This is a genomic window from Thauera sp. JM12B12, from assembly GCF_039614725.1.
Classification (GTDB): Bacteria; Pseudomonadota; Gammaproteobacteria; order Burkholderiales; family Rhodocyclaceae; genus Thauera.
This window is the reverse complement of the sequence record NZ_CP154859.1, coordinates 3054729-3072061: the sequence shown is the minus strand read 5'-3', so window position 1 is coordinate 3072061 and position 17333 is coordinate 3054729. Positions and strand designations below refer to the sequence as shown.

Annotated in this window: 17 protein-coding genes; 6 read left to right on the top strand and 11 right to left on the bottom strand. The window is 69.3% G+C overall.

Annotated features, from left to right (window positions below; translation table 11 throughout):
- Positions 1–8 precede the first annotated feature (8 nt).
- Positions 9–890 (top strand): branched-chain amino acid ABC transporter permease, encoded by an 882-nt coding sequence (locus tag AAG895_RS13890; protein ID WP_345792587.1) that lies wholly within the window; start codon positions 9–11, stop codon positions 888–890.
- Positions 891–913: 23 nt separating this feature from the next.
- Positions 914–1867, top strand: a complete 954-nt coding sequence (locus AAG895_RS13885) for a branched-chain amino acid ABC transporter permease (RefSeq protein ID WP_345792586.1) — start codon at positions 914–916, stop codon at positions 1865–1867.
- Here AAG895_RS13885 and AAG895_RS13880 read toward each other — a convergent pair.
- Entirely contained in the window at positions 1832–3319 is a 1488-nt protein-coding gene (locus tag AAG895_RS13880) for a chloride channel protein (protein ID WP_345792585.1), read from the bottom strand. The genes AAG895_RS13885 and AAG895_RS13880 overlap by 36 nt on opposite strands.
- Positions 3320–3503: 184 nt before the next feature.
- Here AAG895_RS13880 and AAG895_RS13875 point away from each other — a divergent pair, with 184 nt between their 5' ends.
- Positions 3504–4007: a MarR family transcriptional regulator gene (locus AAG895_RS13875; RefSeq protein ID WP_345792584.1), complete on the top strand. Its 504-nt coding sequence runs from the start codon at positions 3504–3506 to the stop codon at positions 4005–4007.
- Between the two features lie 145 nt (positions 4008–4152).
- Here AAG895_RS13875 and AAG895_RS13870 read toward each other — a convergent pair whose 3' ends face one another.
- The 3 genes from AAG895_RS13870 to AAG895_RS13860 are packed head-to-tail and all read right to left on the bottom strand — an operon-like array spanning position 4153 to position 7591.
- Positions 4153–5331, bottom strand: coding sequence for a VWA domain-containing protein (locus AAG895_RS13870; protein ID WP_345792583.1), 1179 nt, complete (start codon positions 5329–5331; stop codon positions 4153–4155).
- Between the two features lie 16 nt (positions 5332–5347).
- Positions 5348–6727 (bottom strand): HDOD domain-containing protein, encoded by a 1380-nt coding sequence (locus AAG895_RS13865; RefSeq protein WP_345792582.1) that lies wholly within the window; start codon positions 6725–6727, stop codon positions 5348–5350.
- 12 nt (positions 6728–6739) lie between these two features.
- Complete coding sequence (locus AAG895_RS13860; protein WP_345792581.1) at positions 6740–7591, bottom strand: MoxR family ATPase; 852 nt, start codon at positions 7589–7591, stop codon at positions 6740–6742.
- Between the two features lie 63 nt (positions 7592–7654).
- On the opposite strand from AAG895_RS13860, the gene AAG895_RS13855 reads away from it, so the two are divergent.
- The gene (locus AAG895_RS13855; protein ID WP_345792580.1) at positions 7655–8716 is read left to right on the top strand and encodes an RNA methyltransferase; all 1062 of its coding nucleotides are present in this window, start codon (positions 7655–7657) and stop codon (positions 8714–8716) included.
- Positions 8717–8763: 47 nt separating this feature from the next.
- Here AAG895_RS13855 and AAG895_RS13850 read toward each other — a convergent pair whose 3' ends face one another.
- The gene (locus AAG895_RS13850) at positions 8764–9231 is read right to left on the bottom strand and encodes a DUF411 domain-containing protein (protein ID WP_345792579.1); all 468 of its coding nucleotides are present in this window, start codon (positions 9229–9231) and stop codon (positions 8764–8766) included.
- A 219-nt stretch (positions 9232–9450) separates the two neighbouring features.
- On the opposite strand from AAG895_RS13850, the gene AAG895_RS13845 reads away from it, so the two are divergent.
- Together AAG895_RS13845 and cueR are read left to right on the top strand one after the other, a co-directional pair.
- The gene (locus tag AAG895_RS13845) at positions 9451–11988 is read left to right on the top strand and encodes a heavy metal translocating P-type ATPase (protein WP_345792578.1); all 2538 of its coding nucleotides are present in this window, start codon (positions 9451–9453) and stop codon (positions 11986–11988) included.
- On the top strand, positions 11988–12425 hold the full coding sequence (gene cueR / locus AAG895_RS13840) for a Cu(I)-responsive transcriptional regulator (RefSeq protein WP_345795300.1): 438 nt from the start codon (positions 11988–11990) through the stop codon (positions 12423–12425). Before AAG895_RS13845 ends, cueR begins: the two co-directional genes overlap by 1 nt.
- 114 nt (positions 12426–12539) lie before the next feature.
- Here the strand turns inward: cueR and AAG895_RS13835 are convergent, their stop codons facing one another.
- The 6 genes from AAG895_RS13835 to AAG895_RS13810 all read right to left on the bottom strand — a co-directional run bounded on the left by AAG895_RS13835 (position 12540) and on the right by AAG895_RS13810 (position 17330).
- On the bottom strand, positions 12540–13667 hold the full coding sequence (locus AAG895_RS13835) for an aminotransferase class V-fold PLP-dependent enzyme (protein WP_345792577.1): 1128 nt from the start codon (positions 13665–13667) through the stop codon (positions 12540–12542).
- A gap of 149 nt (positions 13668–13816) precedes the next feature.
- Positions 13817–14251, bottom strand: coding sequence for a DUF1841 family protein (locus tag AAG895_RS13830; RefSeq protein ID WP_345792576.1), 435 nt, complete (start codon positions 14249–14251; stop codon positions 13817–13819).
- Positions 14252–14276: 25 nt separating this feature from the next.
- Positions 14277–14909 (bottom strand): endonuclease III, encoded by a 633-nt coding sequence (gene nth / locus AAG895_RS13825; protein WP_345795299.1) that lies wholly within the window; start codon positions 14907–14909, stop codon positions 14277–14279.
- Positions 14910–14926: 17 nt separating this feature from the next.
- Positions 14927–15649, bottom strand: a complete 723-nt coding sequence (locus AAG895_RS13820; protein WP_345792575.1) for an electron transport complex subunit E — start codon at positions 15647–15649, stop codon at positions 14927–14929.
- On the bottom strand, positions 15646–16320 hold the full coding sequence (locus AAG895_RS13815; protein ID WP_345792574.1) for an RnfABCDGE type electron transport complex subunit G: 675 nt from the start codon (positions 16318–16320) through the stop codon (positions 15646–15648). Before AAG895_RS13815 ends, AAG895_RS13820 begins: the two co-directional genes overlap by 4 nt.
- The gene (locus AAG895_RS13810) at positions 16317–17330 is read right to left on the bottom strand and encodes an RnfABCDGE type electron transport complex subunit D (protein ID WP_345792573.1); all 1014 of its coding nucleotides are present in this window, start codon (positions 17328–17330) and stop codon (positions 16317–16319) included. The genes AAG895_RS13815 and AAG895_RS13810 overlap by 4 nt, the downstream gene beginning before the upstream one ends.
- Positions 17331–17333: the final 3 nt, after the last annotated feature.

Here is a 17333-nt window from a genome sequence, read left to right as displayed (position 1 = left end):
AGTCGCACATGGAAATCTTCGGTGTCCCGAGCGCGCTGCTCGGCAGCCAGCTGCTGGTCGGCCTCATCAACGGTTCGTTCTACGCGATCCTGAGCCTGGGCCTGGCGATCATCTTCGGGCTGCTCAACATCATCAACTTCACCCACGGCGCCCAGTACATGATGGGTGCGTTCGTGGCGTGGATCGCGCTCAACAAGCTCGGCATCAACTACTGGGTGGCGCTGCTGTTCGCGCCCATCGTCATCGGCGCCCTCGGCGTGGTCATCGAGCGCACGATGCTGCGCAAGCTCTACAAGCTCGACCACCTCTACGGCTTGCTCCTCACCTTCGGCCTGGCGCTGATCTTCGAGGGCATCTTCCGCGACCAGTACGGCATCTCGGGTCAGTCCTACCCCGTGCCCGAACTGCTGCAGGGCGGGGTGAACCTCGGCTTCATGTTCCTGCCGATCTATCGCGGCTGGGTGGTGGTCGCGGCGCTGACGGTGTGCTTCGCCACCTGGTTCATCATCGAGAAGACCAAGCTCGGCGCCTACCTGCGCGCCGGCACCGAGAATCCGCAGATCGTCCAGGCGCTCGGCATCAACGTGCCCTTGCTGATCACCTTCACCTACGGCTTCGGCGTGGCGCTCGCGGCCTTCGCCGGCGTCCTGGCCGCGCCGATCTATCAGGTCAGCCCGCTGATGGGTTCGAACCTGATCATCGTGGTGTTCGCGGTGGTGGTGATCGGCGGCATGGGGTCGATCATGGGCTCCATCCTCACCGGCATCGGCCTCGGGCTGATCGAGGGTCTGACCCGGGTCTTCTACCCGGAAGCCTCGGCGGTGGTGGTGTTCGTGATCATGGTGATCGTGCTGCTGGTGCGGCCGGCCGGTCTGTTCGGCAAGGCCTGAACGAGGCGACAGGAAACAAGCTGATGAACGATACGAATTCGATGTTCGCGCGCGCCACCCCGATCCTCTTCGGCGTGCTGTTCCTGATCGGGCTGGTGGCCCCGTTCGCGGTGTATCCCACCTTCCTGATGAAGATCCTGTGCTTCGGGTTGTTCGCCTGCGCGTTCAATCTGCTGCTCGGTTTCGCCGGCCTGCTCTCCTTCGGTCACGCCGCCTTCCTCGGTAGCGCGGGCTACGTCTGCGGCATGCTGGTGCGCGATGTCGGCGTCACGCCCGAGCTCGGCATCATCGGCGGCACGCTCGCTGCCGGCGTGCTCGGCTGGGTGTTCGGCGTGCTGGCGATCCGCCGCACCGGGATCTACTTCGCGATGATCACGCTGGCGCTGTCGCAGATGGTGTATTTCATCGTCCTGCAGTGGAAGGCGACCGGCGGCGAGGACGGCCTGCAGGGCGTGCCGCGCGGCCACCTGTTCGGCGTCATCGACCTGTCGAACAACATCGCGATGTATTACCTCGTGTTCGCGATCTTCTGCATCGGCTTCTTCATCATCTATCGCACGATCAATTCGCCCTTCGGCCAGATCCTCAAGGCGATTCGCGAGAACGAGCCGCGCGCGGTGTCCCTAGGCTACGACGTGGCGAAGTTCAAGCTCCTCGCGTTCGTGCTCTCCGCCTCGCTCGCCGGCATGGCGGGGGCGACCAAGACCCTGGTGTTCCAGCTTGCCTCGCTGACCGACGTGCATTGGCACATGTCGGGCGAGGTGGTGCTGATGACGCTGCTGGGCGGCCTCGGTACCGTGCTCGGGCCGCTGGTCGGCGCGGCGACGATCGTCTCGCTGCAGACGGAGCTGGCCGACAGCGTGGGCTCCTGGGTCACGGTGATCATGGGGGTGATCTTCGTGGTCTGCGTGCTGCTGTTCCGTCGTGGGATCGTCGGCGAGCTACAGGCGCTGATCCGGCGCGCCGGCATTCGCTGAGCCGGTTTGCGTGGCGCCGTCAGCGGCAGGGGCCTCGGGCGCTACAACTGACGGCGTCGATGGTCGTGGCGGGGGGCCGGCGCGGTGCAGCCGGCCTTCTGCGCGTCGCAGCCAGGCGTGGGAGAGCGCGTGGTAGAGCGGAATCGGTGCCACCGAGCGAGATACCCCATGGGCGACCACCGCGGTGGCCATCAACGGCAGCAGCATCTCGTGGTTCGCGGTCATCTCCATGACGATCACGAAGGAGGTGATCGGCGTCTGCGTCATCGCGGCGAGAAAGGCCACCATCCCCAGAACCAGCACGGCCGGGTCGGGTTCGCCTGGAAGCAGCAGGGCGATGTCCGAACCCAGTCCGGCGCCCACGGCGAGCGCCGGGGCGAAGATGCCGCCCGGGATGCGTGACACGAAGGCGAGCCAGATCACGGCCATCTTCATCAGCATGAAGGCCGTCGGCAGCGCTGCACTGCCCTCGAGCGCCGCCTTCGATTCGGCATAGCCGGTACCGTAGGTCAGCCCGCCGCTGGCCCAGCCGATGATCCCGGTCGCCAGTCCGCACAAGGCCGCGAAGGCGACCGGCCGGCTGAGCGCGAACACGCCCAGCTGCCCGGGCAGGCCGCGTGCGGATGCGATCAGCAGGCGTGAGAAACCACCCCCCAGCAGGCCACCGATGCCCCCGCAGGCGAGCACCAGCCAGATCCCGTCGGGCCAGCCGACGCTCGCCAGCGTGCGGCCGAAGTAGGTGTAGTTGCCCAGCACGGCGAGCGACATCAGGCCGGCGAAGATCACTGCGGTCAGCGTCGTGCTGTTGGCGCGGAAGGCGCGGTGGCGACACATCTCCTCGATCGCGAACATGATCCCGCCCAGCGGGGTGTTGAACGCTGCAGCAATGCCTGCGCCGCTGCCGGCAACGATGAGGTCGCGGCTCGACGCGATACGCCGCCGCTTGCGCCCGGCCAGCAGGTGCATGACCGAGGCGCCGATCTGCACGGATGGGCCCTCGCGGCCGATCGAGGCGCCCGACAGCAGCCCGCCCAGGGTGAGGAAGACCTTGGCAACGGCGATGCGGAACGACAGCAGCTGCCGCCGCACGCGGCCGTCGTCCGACATCGATGCCGCGATCGCCTGCGGGATGCCGCTGCCCTCGGTGGCGGGGAAAAGGCGTCGCGAGATCCACGCGAGCGCGGCGAAGCCCGCCGGTGCGATGAGCAGGCTGAGCCAGGGGCGCTCGCGGACCACCCCGGCGTGGGCACTGATCGCGAGCTCGGCGCCGATCGCGAATGCGATCGCGATCAGGCCGGCCAGCAGTGCGGCGCCGACCAGCAGCAGGCGTACGTGCCAGCGCTGCCATGACAACCAGGGAAGGGCATAACGACGTCCGCCGCGCAGGAGGCGGTCGAGGCGCCAGCGCGAGCGTTGGCGGGGCGTTTCATCGGCGTTCGGATGCGGGCTCATTGCGTTCTCTGGTGCGGCGCAGCAAACATGATTGGCCGGTGTCTGGCGGGCTCCGGCGCAGCGCTTTTTTTGCCGTGTTGCGCATGCGAAAGGTGAACGATACCGCTACCATACGCCCTGTGGCAGGGCGTGATGTTTTTTTGACAATGATGCTTTGAGCAAATATAGTTCCGGCGAGATTCCGATGGCAGAAACGCAACAGAAAGTGAAGAAACCGGCGCCGCCGCCGAGTCCCTTGTCGGTGCTGCAGCGTTTCCGGATCCTCATCCGGACGGCCCAGCGCCACTCGCAGTGGATCGAACGGCAGAGCGGCGTGACCGGTGCTCAGCTGTGGGCTTTGCAGGAGTTGCGCGAATCGAACGGTCTGCGCGTGGGCGAACTCGCCAACCGCATGGCCCTGCATCAGTCGACCACTTCGAACATGGTCGACCGGCTCGAGAGCGCCGGACTGGTGCGCAAGGAGCGGACCAGCGCGGACCAGCGCGTCGTCAGGCTCTACCTCACCGAGGAAGGCGGCGCCTTGCTCGATCGGGCGCCGTCGCCTGCACGTGGTGTGCTGCCCGAGGCCTTGCGGCTGATGGACGACGAGGGGCTCGCGAGCCTGCAGAGCGAGCTCGACAAGTTGCTCCGCCAGATCAAGCATCTCGACGAAGGCTTCGGCATGCAGCCCCTGCCCTTCACCGAATGAAGCACGGCCGGCCCCAGAGGCGGGCCGGCTCGAAAGTGTTTCACACAGTGTTTGACACTTGTGCGGACAGCAGCTTGAGCGGCCGATTGGCCGCTTTTTTTTTGCGCCCGGCCCGGGCGCATTCCTCCGTGGCGGCGGGGCGCCCCTAGTGCTTGCGTGAAAGCGACTGCATCGCGCGCGCCAGCCCATCGAGCGTGAGCGGGAACATCCGTCCGCCGACGATCTGCTGGATCAGCTCGATCGACTTGCGGTACGGCCACAGGCGCTCGGGTTCCGGATTGAGCCATGCCGCCGCCGGGTAGGCGTCGAGCAGGCGGCGCAGCCAGGTGGCCCCGGCCTCCGCATTCATGTGCTCGACCGAGCCGTGCGGATGGAGGATTTCGTACGGGCTCATGGTCGCGTCACCGACGAAGATCAGCTTGTAGTCGGGGCCGTACTTGTGGATGACGTCGAGCAGCGGCAAACGCTCGCTGTGGCGGCGGTGGTTGTCCCGCCACACGCCCTCGTACACGCAGTTGTGGAAATAGAAGTGCTCGAGGTGCTTGAACTCCAGCCGGCAGGCGGAGAACAGTTCCTCGCACACCTTGATGTGGTCGTCCATCGAGCCGCCGACGTCGAGGAACAGCAGCACCTTGACCGCGTTGTGGCGCTCCGGGCGCATGTGGAGGTCGAGCCAGCCGGCGTTGCGCGCGGTGGCGGCAATGGTGCCGTCGAGATCGAGTTCCTCGGCCGCCCCCTCGCGGGCGAAGCGGCGCAACCGGCGCAGCGCGACCTTGATGTTGCGCGTGCCGAGCTCGACCGAGTCGTCGAGGTTGCGGAACTCGCGCTTGTCCCACACCTTCACCGCCGTGCGGTTGCCCGCGGATTCGCCGCCGACGCGGATGCCTTCCGGGTGGGTGCCGTTGTTGCCGAAGGGCGAGCTGCCGCCGGTGCCGATCCACTTGTTGCCGCCCTGGTGGCGACCCTTCTGCTCGTCGAGGCGCTTGCGGAATTCGTCCATCAGCTTGTCCCAGCCGAGCTTCTCGAGGCGGGCGATCTCCTCCGCCGAGAGGTGCTTGCGCGCCATCGCGCGCAGCCACTCCTCGGGCAGGTCGAGTTCCAGCCCGGGCAGGGCGGTGACGCCCTTGAAGTACTCTCCGAAGGCCTGGTCGAAGCGGTCGTAGAGCGATTCGTCCTTGACCAGGCAGGTGCGCGCGAAAAAGTAGAAGTCGTCGAGCGACGGGCCGCACACATGATCGCGCAGCCCCTCGAGCACGGTGAGGAACTCGCGCGTCGAGACCGGCAGCTTGCGCGCCTTCAGGTGCAGGAAGAAGTCGATCAGCATGATGGCCGGCGTCCGTCTAGTCCTGGATCTGTATTGCCCACGACAGTGCCCGCATGTGGCAGGCTGAGGCGTCGCCCGGACTGATGCCGCATGCGTCGGCGGCGGCGCGCAGGTCCTGTCCGTCGCTGCGCTCGCAGGCAATAGCCAGCGCAAGCAGCGGGTGGAACGGGCCGCTGCCCGCGCGCAGCGCGGACTCGATGTCGGTGCTCAGCGCCAGCGGCGCAAGCGCCTTCTCGAGCGGCACCTCGAGGATCACGTCGACCAGGGACAGCAGGCCGACGAGGAACAGTGCCTCGCGTTCGGCGGACGGGCGCTCGGCTCCCAGCAGTTCCATCATGCGCCCGCGCACCAGCGCGGTCTCGAGCGCCGCGCCGGCGCGCTCGCTGTTCGAACCGTTGCTGCACACGAGCAGGATCAGCCAGCGGTGCAGCTTGTCGCGGCCGAGCAGGGTGAGAGCGTGCTCGATCGAGGACACGCGCTGGGGCAGGGCGTTGGCCGCCGAGTTGATGTAGCGCAGCAGGCGCAGCGACAGCGCGGCGTCCTGCTTGAGCAGGTCGGCGAGCTCGTGGTTGCTCGCATCGGCACGCAGGCGCGCGATCAGCGCCCCGATGCGGGCCGTGTTGGGAGGCAGTTCGCGCTCGGCCCAGTTCTCCCGGCTGGTGACGAAGGGGCCCTGGAACAGCGTGGCGCCGAGCTTGAAGCAGAAGCGGAATTCCTCGATCGAGGGCAGGTCGCGGATCAGCAGGCGCGCATCGGCGGCGATCTCGAGCGCGATGTTGCTGAGCTTGAGTCCGCGGCGGGCGTCCAGCCCCTGGGCATGCACGACGATGTAGTCGGACAGCGGCAGGAGGTGGGCGAACTCGGTCACCACCGTCGGGTCGGGCAGACCGATCCGGAAGCCCCGTTGACGCAGGCCCTCCACGGTGCGCCGCAGCGCGTCCGCCTCCGGGGCGCCGGGCTCGTCGAGGGTGGTCGGCACGAGCACCACGCTGCGCGCCGGGAGCGCGGCCAGGCTGGGGTCGGCGAGGAAGGAGTCGGGGAGGTCGATGAAGGCGAGGCGGTGGCCGAGCAGCTCGCCGATGTCGGCACCGGCGAGGCTGCGTACCAGCACCTCGGCGTACAGGTGGTGCACCCGCCGCGAGCTGTGGCGGATGCGCGCGCGCGTTCCCTCCTGCAGCATGAACTGGTAGCCGGCGATGCGCTGGTTGCGTCCGAGGATGGCCTCGCGGCAAAGAAAGGTTGCGGGCTGGCCCTCGGTGCTACCGCCGCCTGCCTCGGCACGCAGCGGCGCTTCGCGGTTGAGCTTGCGGAAACCCGCGTCCTCCTGCGCCCTGGCCGGCGTTGCCGCGGCGGTTGCGCCCTTGCCGAACAGCCAGCCGAAGAGAGCCTTGAACATGGAGTGCGGCCGTCAGCGATTGTGACGCGCCATGAACACCAGGCGCTCGAACAGGTGCACGTCCTGCTCGTTCTTGAGCAGCGCGCCATGCAGGGGCGGAATCACCACCTTGCCGTCCTGGCTGTGCAGCGCCGCGGGTGGAATGTCCTCCGCCACCAGCAGCTTGAGCCAGTCGATCAGCTCGGACGTGGAGGGCTTCTTCTTGAGGCCGGGAATGTCGCGCAGGCCGAAGAAGACCTCGAGCGCCTGCGTCAGCAGGTCCTTGCGCAGGCCGGGAAAGTGCACGTCCACGATGCGCTGCATGGTGTCGCGGTCGGGGAAGCGGATGTAGTGGAAGAAGCACCGGCGCAGGAAGGCGTCGGGCAGCTCCTTCTCGTTGTTCGAGGTGATGAAGACGATCGGCCGGTGGCGCGCCTGGATGGTCTGGCGCGTCTCGTACACATGGAACTCCATGCGGTCGAGCTCGCGCAGCAGATCGTTGGGAAACTCGATGTCGGCCTTGTCGATCTCGTCGATCAGCACCACGGTCGGCTGCTCGGCCTCGAAGGCCTGCCACAGCACGCCCTTGACGATGTAGTTGCCGATGTCCTTGACGCGATCGTCACCGAGCTGCGAGTCGCGCAGGCGCGACACCGCGTCGTACTCGTAGAGGCCCTGTTGCGCCTTGGTGGTCGATTTGATGTGCCATTGCAGCAGCGGCAAGCCGAGCGCGGCGGCGACCTGCTCGGCGAGCATGGTCTTGCCGGTGCCCGGTTCGCCCTTGATCAGCAGTGGGCGCTGCAGGCGGATGGCGGCGTTCACCGCGAGCATCAGGTCGGGGGTGGCGACGTATTCTTGCGAGCCTTCGAAGCGCAGGGCGGACATGCGGGATTCCTCGATACGAATGGCCCTGATTATAGGGCCCCTGAGGTGCTAGCATCGCGCGCCATGAACATCGACGCCATCCGCCAGCGTCTGCGCGCGCTCGGCGCCCGCCCCAGCCACGAAGCTCGCCTGCTGCGCGCCTGGCTGCAGGGCCGCGCCCTCGACGCCGGGCCTCACACCGAATCGAACCGCCTGCCCAAGGCGCTGCACGCCGCGCTGCCCGCCCTCGAGGCCGAGCTGCTCGCGCTCGCGCGCGTGCGCTCCGAACACCCGGGCGAGGACGGCACCCGCTTGCTGGTGGCGCTCGCCGACGGCCAGACGGTGGAGAGCGTGCTGCTGCCGCGCGATGGCCTGTGCGTGTCCACCCAGCTCGGCTGCGCGGTGGGCTGCGTGTTCTGCATGACCGGCAGGGATGGCCTGCTGCGCCAGCTCGGCAGCGCCGAGATCGTCGCCCAGGTGGCGCTGGCGCGGCGCATGCGCCGCGTGCACAAGGTGGTGTTCATGGGCATGGGCGAGCCGGCGCACAACCTCGACGCGGTGGTCGAGGCGATCGAGCTGCTCGGCACCGAGGGCGCCATCCCGCACAAGAACCTGGTGCTGTCCACCGTGGGCGACGTGCGTGTCTTCGAGCGTCTGCCGCAGATGCGGGTGAGGCCGGCGCTGGCGCTGTCGCTGCACACCACCAAGGCCGGGCTGCGCGCGCAGCTGCTGCCGCGCGCACCGCGCATCGACCCGGCCGAGCTGGTTGCCCTCGGCGAGGCCTGGGCGCGCGCTTCCGGCTATCCGATCCAGTACCAGTGGACGCTGATCGAGGGCGTGAACGACGGTGACGACGAGCTCGACGGCATCGTGCGCCTGCTCGCCGGCAAGTACGCGGTGATGAACATGATCCCCTTCAACACCGTCGATGGCCTCGCTTTCCGCCGACCGCGCGCCGAGCGTGCCGCCGAGATCGCGCGCACGCTGCACCGGCGCGGCATCCTCACCAAGCTGAGGCAGTCGGCGGGGCAGGACGTGGATGCCGGCTGCGGCCAACTGCGCGCCCGCGAGGCCAGGCTGGAATTCGTGCGCCGCGAGGACAAGCGTGCGGCGCGCGCGGCCGACGTGTCCGCCGTCGATCGTTGAGCGCCTCGCCGCCAGGGCAGCGCGGCAGCCGTCGCGCGCGACGCCGGTCAATGGCGGGCGAACACCGCCGTCCTGCCCCCGGCGTCGAAGCTGACGACCTCGTAGCGGTCGGCCGGGTAGGGGCCTTCCATGCCCGGCGAGCCCATCGGCATGCCGGGCGCGGAGATGCCCGAGATGGCTGGCTTCTCGCCGAGCATGCGGCGGACGTCGGCCGCCGGCACATGGCCTTCGACGACGTAGCCGCCGACCTTCGCCGTGTGGCAGGAACCGAGCGCCTGCGGCACGCGCGCTTCGCGCTTGACCACATCCATCTGCGTGGTGGCGACTTCCTTGACCTTGAAGCCGTGCTCGCGCATGTGCTCGGCCCACTTGCCGCAGCAGCCGCAGTTGGGGTCCTTGTACATGACGACCTCTTCGCCCGCGGCGTGGGCGGGGGCGAGGCCGGCCAGGCCGAGCAGTGCGGTGGCGAGCAGGGCGCGCAGGGCGCGGCGCTTCGGTTGCGCGGGGATGTTCATGATGCGGTGACTCCGGAGCGGAACTTCATGCCCGGCATTGTGCCTTTGCCCCAAGGGGCGTGGGCCAAGCTGACAGGAATGTAATCGCGTCGTCAGCCCGATGACGGGTTCGGCGCGGCCGCGCACGGGATTGACGAGATTGCGCGCAAAGCGCTTGACCTTCCCATCTTGGCAAGGTCTACAGTGCAAGCATCTCCCTTTCCAACGGCAGGACGGACCATGAACAGCAACACGCAAAGCGCAACCGCAGAGGCGGTGCGCACGCTCAGGGTCGCCGGCATGACCTGCGCCTCGTGCGTGGCGCACGTCGAACGCGCCCTGATGAAGGTCGAGGGCGTGCAGGCGGCGAGCGTCAACCTGGCGAACGAGACCGCCACCGTGACCGCGCCCGCCTCGGTGCCGCTGGCGGCGCTGGTCGAGGCGGTGGCGAAGGCGGGCTACACGGTGCGGCGCGACAGCCTGGAGCTCGACATCGAGGGCATGAGCTGCGCGGCCTGCGTGGGCCGCGTCGAGAAGGTGCTGCAACGCGTGCCCGGCGTGCTGACGGCGAACGTCAACCTCGCCGCCCGCCGCGCTCATGTCGAGATCGCCGGCGAGGTGCCGACTGCGGCCCTGGTCGCGGCGGTGAAGAAGGCGGGGTTTGGCGCCACGCCAGCGGCCGAGGTCGCCGAGGGCGCGCGCGAGGCCGACGCCGCCGCCGAGGAGGCGGCGCTGCGGCGCGCGGTGTGGATCGCGGCGGCGCTCACCCTGCCGGTGTTCGTGCTCGAGATGGGCGCGCACCTGGTCCCGGGCATGCACGACTGGGTCATGGCGACGATCGGCCACCGCGAGAGCTGGCTGCTGCAGTTCGTGCTCACCAGCGCGGTGATGTTCGGACCGGGGCTGCGCTTCTTCCGAAAGGGCGTGCCGGCGCTGCTGCGTGGCGCGCCCGACATGAACGCGCTGGTGGCGGTGGGCACCGCGGCGGCCTGGGGTTATTCCGTGGTGGCGCTGTTTGCGCCCGCGCTGTTGCCGGAAGGCACGGTCAATGTGTATTTCGAGGCGGCGGCGGTAATCATCACCCTGATCCTGGTCGGGCGTCTGCTCGAGGCGCGCGCGCGCGGCCGCACCAGCGACGCGATCCGTCGCCTGATGCGTATCCAGCCGCGCACTGCGCGCGTGCGGCGCGGCGCCGAGGTGGTGGAGCTGTCGATCGCCGAGGTCGCGGTGGGCGACGTGGTCGAGGTGCGTCCGGGCGAGAAGGTGGCCGTCGATGGCGAGGTGGTGGCGGGCGCGTCCTTCGTTGACGAGTCGATGATCACCGGCGAGCCGGTGCCGGTGGAGAAGACCGCCGGCGCAACCGTGGTCGGCGGCACCCTCAACACCCGCGGAGCCTTCGCCTTCCGCGCCACGCGGGTGGGGGCGGATACCGTGCTGGCGCAGATCATCCGCATGGTCGAGACGGCGCAGGGCGCCAAGCTGCCGATCCAGGGGATGGTCGACAAGGTCACCATGGTCTTCGTGCCGGTGGTGATGGGTCTGGCGGCGCTCGCCTTTCTCGCCTGGCTGCTGCTCGGCGCAGCCTGGCTGCCGGCGGAGGTGCCGGCGCTCAGCTTCGCGCTGGTCAATGCGGTGGCGGTGCTGATCGTCGCCTGCCCATGCGCGATGGGCTTGGCAACGCCGACTTCGATCATGGTCGCCACCGGGCGTGCAGCGCAGATGGGCGTGCTGTTCCGCAAGGGGGATGCGCTGCAGTTGCTGCGCGACGCGGCCGTGGTGGCGGTGGACAAGACGGGCACGCTCACCGTGGGCAAGCCGCAGCTCACCGACCTGGTGGTGGCGGAAGGATTCGAGCGTGCGGACGTGCTGGCGCGGGTGGCAGCGGTCGAGCGCACCTCCGAGCATCCGATCGCCGAGGCCATCGTTGCCGCAGCGCGTGCGGATGGCCTGGAGCGTGCCGCCGCCGAGGGCTTCGAAGCCGAGGCCGGCTACGGCGTGCGCGCGCAGGTGGGCGGGCAGCGCGTCGAGGTCGGCGCCGACCGCCTGATGCGCCGCCTGGGGCTGGACGTCGGTGTGTTCGCCGACGCTGCGGCGCGCCTGGCCAACGAGGGCAAGTCGCCGCTGTACGCGGCGATCGACGGCCGGCTCGCGGCCATCCTGGCGGTGGCCGACCCGCTCAAGCCGAGCTCGGTGGCGGCGGTGAAGGCACTGCACGCGCTCGGCCTGAAGGTGGCGATGATCACCGGCGACAACGAGCGCACTGCGCGCGCGATCGCGCGCCAGGCGGGGATCGACGAGGTCATCGCCGAGGTGCTGCCCGACGGCAAGGTGGCGGCGCTGCGCACGCTGGCGGGCCGCGATGGCGAGGGGGAGGCGGCCGGCCGCCGCGTCGCCTTCGTCGGCGACGGCATCAACGATGCGCCCGCGCTCGCCGAGGCCGACGTGGGCATCGCGATCGGCACCGGCACCGACGTCGCCATCGAGAGCGCCGACGTGGTGCTGATGTCGGGCGACCTGATGGGCGTGCCACGCGCGATCGCGCTGTCGCGCGCGACGATGCGCAACATCGGCCAGAACCTGTTCTGGGCCTTCGCCTACAACGCGGCGCTGATTCCACTCGCCGCGGGCGTCTTCTACCCCGCCTTCGGTCTGCTGCTTTCGCCGGTGTTCGCGGCGGCGGCGATGTCGATGTCGAGCGTGTTCGTGCTCGGCAACGCGCTGCGCCTGCGCCGCTTCGGCGCCGACCTGCCGGTGGCGGCTGAGGGAGGCACGCCATGATGAACATCGGCAAGGCCGCCGCCGCATCGGGCGTGTCGGCGAAGATGATCCGCTACTACGAGTCGATCGGCCTGCTGCCGGCGGCGCGGCGCACGGATGCCGGTTACCGCTTCTACACCGACGAGGACGTGCATGTGCTGCGCTTCATCCGCCGTGCGCGCGACCTCGGTTTCGCGGTGGCGGACATCGGCGAGCTGCTCGCGCTGTGGCGCGATCAGGGGCGCGCGAGCGCGGATGTGAAGCGCATCGCGCTCGGTCACGTCGCCGCGCTCGAGCGCAAGATCGCCGAACTGCAAGGGATGGTCGATACGCTGCACGCACTGGCCGAGCATTGCCATGGCGACGCGCGACCCGACTGCCCGATCCTGGCGGACCTCGACGCCCGCGGCGTCCCGGCAAGCTGCGGGAGCGGGCCTGCCCGCGAAGTGGGCGAATGAATCGTGGGAGCGGGCTTGCCCGCGAACGGCGAGGCTGAATCGCCGAAGTTCGCGGGCAGGCCCGCTCCCGCCGTTTGCCTGGCGGCGCGGTTCTTTCCCGCTCCGTCGCCGGTCTCAGGCGAGGTGGTCGAGCGCCTTCTCGAGCGTGGCGACGCTGCGCGCGATGTTGTGCAGCTTGTCCAGGCCGAAGAGACCGATGCGGAAGCTCTTGTAGTCCGCGCGCTCATCGCAGGCGAGCGGCACGCCGGCGGCGATCTGCAGGCCTTCGGCGGCGAACTTGGTGCCGGTCTTGATGGCGTCGTCCGTGGTGTAGCTCACCACCACGCCCGGAGCCTGGAAGCCGGCCGCCGCCACGCTCGCAAAGCCGCGCGCCTCGAGCAGCGCGCGCACGCGGCGGCCGAGCTCGAGCTGCTCTTCCTTGACCTTGTCGAAGCCGTAGGCCTCGGTCTCGCGCATCACGTCACGCAGCGTCACCAGGCCGTCGGTGGGCATGGTGGCGTGGTAGGCGTGGGCGCCGCCCTCGTAGGTCTCCATGATCTGCAGCCACTTCTTGAGGTCGCAGGCGAAGCTGGTGCTGGCGGTGCCCTCGATGCGCTCGCGCGCGGTCGCGCTCATCATGACCATCGCGCAGCAGGGCGAGGCGGTCCAGCCCTTCTGCGGCGCGCTCACCAGCACGTCGACGCCGAGCGCGTCCATGTCCACCCAGATCGTGCCCGAGGCGATGCAGTCGAGCACGAACAGGCCACCGACCTCGTGCGTGGCGTCGGCCACCGCGCGCAGGTAGTCGTCGGGCAGGATCATGCCGGCCGAGGTCTCGACGTGCGGTGCGAACACCACGTCGGGACGGTGCTGGCGGATGGCGGCGACGACCTCGTCGATCGGCGCCGGGATGAACGGCGCCTGCGCCTCGTCGCGCACCTGGCGGGCCTTGAGCACAACGGATTCGGCGGGGATGTTCCCCATCTCGAAGATCTGCGTCCACCGGTAGCTGAACCAGCCGTTGCGGATCACCAGGGTCTTCCTGCCGGTGGCGAACTGGCGCGCCACCGCTTCCATGCCGAAGGTGCCGCTGCCGGGCACGATCGCCACCGCGTGGGCGTGGTAGACCTTCTTCAGCGTGGCGGACAGTTCGCGCATGACGCCCTGGAAGGCCTTCGACATGTGGTTGAGCGAGCGGTCGGTGTAGACCACCGAGTATTCGAGCAGGCCATCGGGATCGACGTTGGGCAGCAGACCGGGCATGGAGACCTCCTGGGAATCGGGAATGCTTGGGAGAGGGTGATCGGGGGGATCGGCGAGCGGGCCGGTGCGCCCTGGGTCGGGCGGTCCATTGGCCCGAAAGCGTTCATTCTAGCGCCTCATGCGCAGGGCGGGAGCGGCGCAGGGCCGCTTCAGAGCGCCAGCCCGGCGCGCTTGCGCAGCGCCCCGACATAGGCCGCGCCGTCGGGTGGGGTGCCCTTGCGCTGGGCGTCGAACAGCATCTCGCCGAGGCACTCGAGCGCGTCGTGCATCGCCTCGTGGCGGTCGCCGCGGCGCGTGCAGGCGGCCTCGAAGGCGGCGCGGATGCCTGGCGGCTGATCGATCGAGAGTTGCTCCTCGATGGCCAGGTGCAGCGACAGGTGCAGGAAGGGGTTGATCTGTCCGGCCTCTGGCGGGAAGTCGCGGTGCACCGCGTCCGGGTCCTCGACCACGGCGTGGTACTCGGGATGGAGGCCGATGATGTCGGCGGCGATGGTCTCCATCGGCGTCAGCACCTCCTTGGCCAGGTACTTGCGCCAGGTTTCGATGAAGAAGCTGCGCACCTGGTCGCGGCTGGGGTTGAACATTGCGGATCGTCTCCGTTCGGGCGGGTCAGTCGGTCTTGTCACGGAAGCCGCACAGGTCGCGCACGCTGCACTCGCCGCACTTGGGCTTGCGTGCGGTGCAGACGTAGCGACCGTGCAGGATCAGCCAGTGGTGGGCGTCGAGCAGGTAGTCCCTGGGTACCCGGCGCAGCAGCGCCTTCTCGACTTCCACCACGTCCTTGCCGGGCGCCAGGCCGGTGCGGTTGGCGAGGCGGAAGATGTGGGTGTCCACCGCCATCGCCGGCTGGCGGAAAACGGTGTTGAGCACCACGTTGGCCGTCTTGCGGCCGACGCCGGGCAGGGCCTCGAGCGCCTCGCGCACCGGCGGCACCTCGCCGCCGTGGCGCTCGAGCAGCAGACGCGAGAGCGCCAGTGTGTTCTTTGCCTTGTTGCGGAACAGGCCGATGGTCTTGATGCAGTCGGCGATGCCGGCCTCGCCGAGCGTCACCATGGCCTCGGGCGTGGGCGCGAGCGCGAACAGCTTGCGCGTGGCGAGATTGACGCTGCGGTCGGTGGCCTGCGCCGACAGCACCACGGCAACCAGCAGCTGGTAGGGCGAGGCGTACTCGAGCTCGGTCTGCGGGTTCGGGTTAGCGTCGTGCAGGCGGCGGAAGAACTCGCGGATCGCCTCGCGCTTCATCGCAGCCACGCGTCCGGTCAGCTCGCCGCGGCCGGCTCGCTGCCGTCGGCGGACTTCGCTGCCGGCGCGGCTACCGGTGCCGGGGGCGGGCGGCGGCGCGCACGCGCGGCGAGGTGGGCGTTGATCGCATTGAAGGCGGCGATCAGCATGCCGAGCGCGAAGAACGCGCCCGGAGGCAGGATGGCGATCAGGAAGCCGGGATAGTCATCGCCGAAGACGCTGATCGCCGAGGCGCCGGGGATGATCATCTCGATGCCGGAGAGCAGCGTTCCGGCACCGATCAGCTCGCGGATGGCGCCGAGCACGCCGAGCACCCAGACCAGGCCGATGCCCATCATGACACCGTCGATCGTCGACGTGAGCGGGTCGTTCTTGGCCGCGAAGGCCTCGACGCGCGCGAGCACGATGCAGTTGGTGACGATGAGCGGGATGAAGATGCCGAGCACCAGGTAGAGGTCGTGGAAGAAGGCGTTGAACGACAGATCGACCACGGTGACCAGCGCGGCGATGATGAGGATGAAGACCGGAATGCGGATCTCGTAGGGGATGAAGTTGCGCAGCGCCGACACCGCGAGGTTGGCGACCGCCATCACCAGGATGGTGGCGAGGCCGAGGCTCACCGCGTTGACCATGCTGGTGCTGATGGCCAGGATCGGGCACAGGCCGAGCAACTGGGCGAGGCCGGGGTTCTGCTTCCACAGGCCGTTCCAGGAAATCTCGCGGAATTGTTGCGGGCTCATGATTCGTCTCCCAGCAGGCTGCCGGCGGGCGCGGCGAAGAGCGCGTCCAGCCGTGCGGTGGCCGCGGCGGTGATGCGGCCGACGGCGCGGGTCACCGCGCGCGCGCTGATGGTGGCGCCGGCGCGATAGTCGAAACTGCCGCCGTCCTTGCGCACGCTCCACTCGGCGGTGTTGACGTCGGTCCACGTGGCGCAGGCGAACTGGCCGATCCAGGGCGCGTCCTTGCGGCGGTCCTTCTTGGGGTCGATGTAGTCGCCCAGGCCCGGCGTCTCCTTGTGGGCGGTGACGCGCACGCCGCTGAGGCGGCCGTCGCGGCCGATCGCGACCACGAGCTCGATGCGGCCCGCGTAGCCGTCGCTCGCCGCGCCTTCGACGATGAGCGCCACCGGCTCCGTACCCTTGCGCGCGCGCCACACGCGCGCACCGGCGTCCATGCCTGGCGCGGCGGCGGGGGCGAGGCGGACCACGTCGGCGAGCAGGTCGTTGTCGTAGCTCGCGGGCGGCAGCACCTCGTTGATCAGGCGCTGCTGGGCTTCCTGCATCGAGGCCTCGATCGCGGGTCGGGTGACACGGTAGGTCGAGGCCATCAGCGCGGTGAACACCAGGGTGAACAGCAGCATGATGGCGCCGGTGCGCAGCGAGGTGCGGGTGGCGGAGTAGCGCGCGCTCACTTGTCGCCCCCTGCCGCTTCGCGATGGCCGAACACGCGCGGCTGGGTCTTCATGTCGAGCAGCGGCACGCAGATGTTCATCAGCAAGACGCCGAAGGCAATCCCGTCGGGATAGGCGCCGAAGTTGCGGATGAGCCAGACGATGATGCCGACGCCGGCGGCGAACAGCAGCTTGCCGCGCGGCGTGGTGGCGCCCGATACCGGGTCGGTGACGATGAAGAAGGCCGCCAGCATCGCTCCGCCGCTGGCCAGATGGAACAGCGGCGAGGCGTAGTGCGCCGGGTCGATGAGCCAGAACACGCCGGCCAGGCCGCCGAGCGCGGCGATGAAGGCCACCGGCATGTGCCAGGTGATGATGCCCTTGGCGAGCAGGAACAGGCCACCGAGCGCATAGCCGGCAGCGACCCACTCCCAGCCCTGGCTGCCGAACACGCCGAAGGCCGGCCCCCGGGCGACCGACTCGACCGTGGCGCCCGCCGCACGCAGGCCGGTGCGCAGGCTGTCGAGCGCGGTCGCGCCGGTGATGGCGTCGAGCTCGCGCGCGCCGCCCAGGATCAGCGCCAGCTGGTCGTCGAAGCCCAGGCCGCCCAGGGCCGGCCACTGCGACATCAGCGCCGGAAAGGCGACGATCATCGTGCAGTAGGCGACCATCGCCGGGTTGAAGGGGTTCTGGCCGAGGCCGCCGTAGAGCTGCTTGACGGCGAGGACCGCCACCAGCACGGCGATCACGGTGAGCCACCATGGCACGATCGCCGGCAGGCTGAGCACGACCAGCCAGGCGGTGAGCACCGCCGACAGGTCGCCGACCGCGACCGCGATCGAGCGCTTGCGCAGGTGCATCGCGAGGGCTTCGGCAAGCACCGCGGTGAGGGTGGCGATCAGCAGGTTGACCAGGATGCCGGTGCCCGCCTGCCAGACGTAGGCGGCGATGCCGGGCAGCAGTGCGACCAGCACGAGGCCCATCGTGCGCTGCACGCTGACCGGTTTGCGGACGTAGGGAGAGTGGATCATGGC

Bases quoted from the DNA above. Each gene is read 5' to 3' on its own strand.
- AAG895_RS13875 (WP_345792584.1), top strand. From the start codon at position 3,504: ATGGCAGAAACGCAACAGAAAGTGAAGAAACCGGCGCCGCCGCCGAGT.
- AAG895_RS13885 (WP_345792586.1), top strand. From the start codon at position 914: ATGAACGATACGAATTCGATGTTCGCGCGCGCCACCCCGATCCTCTTC.
- AAG895_RS13855 (WP_345792580.1), top strand. From the start codon at position 7,655: ATGAACATCGACGCCATCCGCCAGCGTCTGCGCGCGCTCGGCGCCCGC.
- AAG895_RS13870 (WP_345792583.1), bottom strand. From the start codon at position 5,331: ATGCTGATCGACTTCTTCCTGCACCTGAAGGCGCGCAAGCTGCCGGTC.
- AAG895_RS13860 (WP_345792581.1), bottom strand. From the start codon at position 7,591: ATGTCCGCCCTGCGCTTCGAAGGCTCGCAAGAATACGTCGCCACCCCC.
- AAG895_RS13880 (WP_345792585.1), bottom strand. From the start codon at position 3,319: ATGAGCCCGCATCCGAACGCCGATGAAACGCCCCGCCAACGCTCGCGC.
- AAG895_RS13830 (WP_345792576.1), bottom strand. From the start codon at position 14,251: ATGTTCAACCCCAGCCGCGACCAGGTGCGCAGCTTCTTCATCGAAACC.
- AAG895_RS13835 (WP_345792577.1), bottom strand. From the start codon at position 13,667: ATGCCCGGTCTGCTGCCCAACGTCGATCCCGATGGCCTGCTCGAATAC.
- AAG895_RS13820 (WP_345792575.1), bottom strand. From the start codon at position 15,649: ATGAGCCCGCAACAATTCCGCGAGATTTCCTGGAACGGCCTGTGGAAG.
- nth (WP_345795299.1), bottom strand. From the start codon at position 14,909: ATGAAGCGCGAGGCGATCCGCGAGTTCTTCCGCCGCCTGCACGACGCT.
- AAG895_RS13850 (WP_345792579.1), bottom strand. From the start codon at position 9,231: ATGAACATCCCCGCGCAACCGAAGCGCCGCGCCCTGCGCGCCCTGCTC.
- AAG895_RS13810 (WP_345792573.1), bottom strand. From the start codon at position 17,330: ATGATCCACTCTCCCTACGTCCGCAAACCGGTCAGCGTGCAGCGCACG.
- AAG895_RS13890 (WP_345792587.1), top strand. From the start codon at position 9: ATGGAAATCTTCGGTGTCCCGAGCGCGCTGCTCGGCAGCCAGCTGCTG.
- AAG895_RS13865 (WP_345792582.1), bottom strand. From the start codon at position 6,727: ATGTTCAAGGCTCTCTTCGGCTGGCTGTTCGGCAAGGGCGCAACCGCC.
- AAG895_RS13845 (WP_345792578.1), top strand. From the start codon at position 9,451: ATGAACAGCAACACGCAAAGCGCAACCGCAGAGGCGGTGCGCACGCTC.
- cueR (WP_345795300.1), top strand. From the start codon at position 11,988: ATGAACATCGGCAAGGCCGCCGCCGCATCGGGCGTGTCGGCGAAGATG.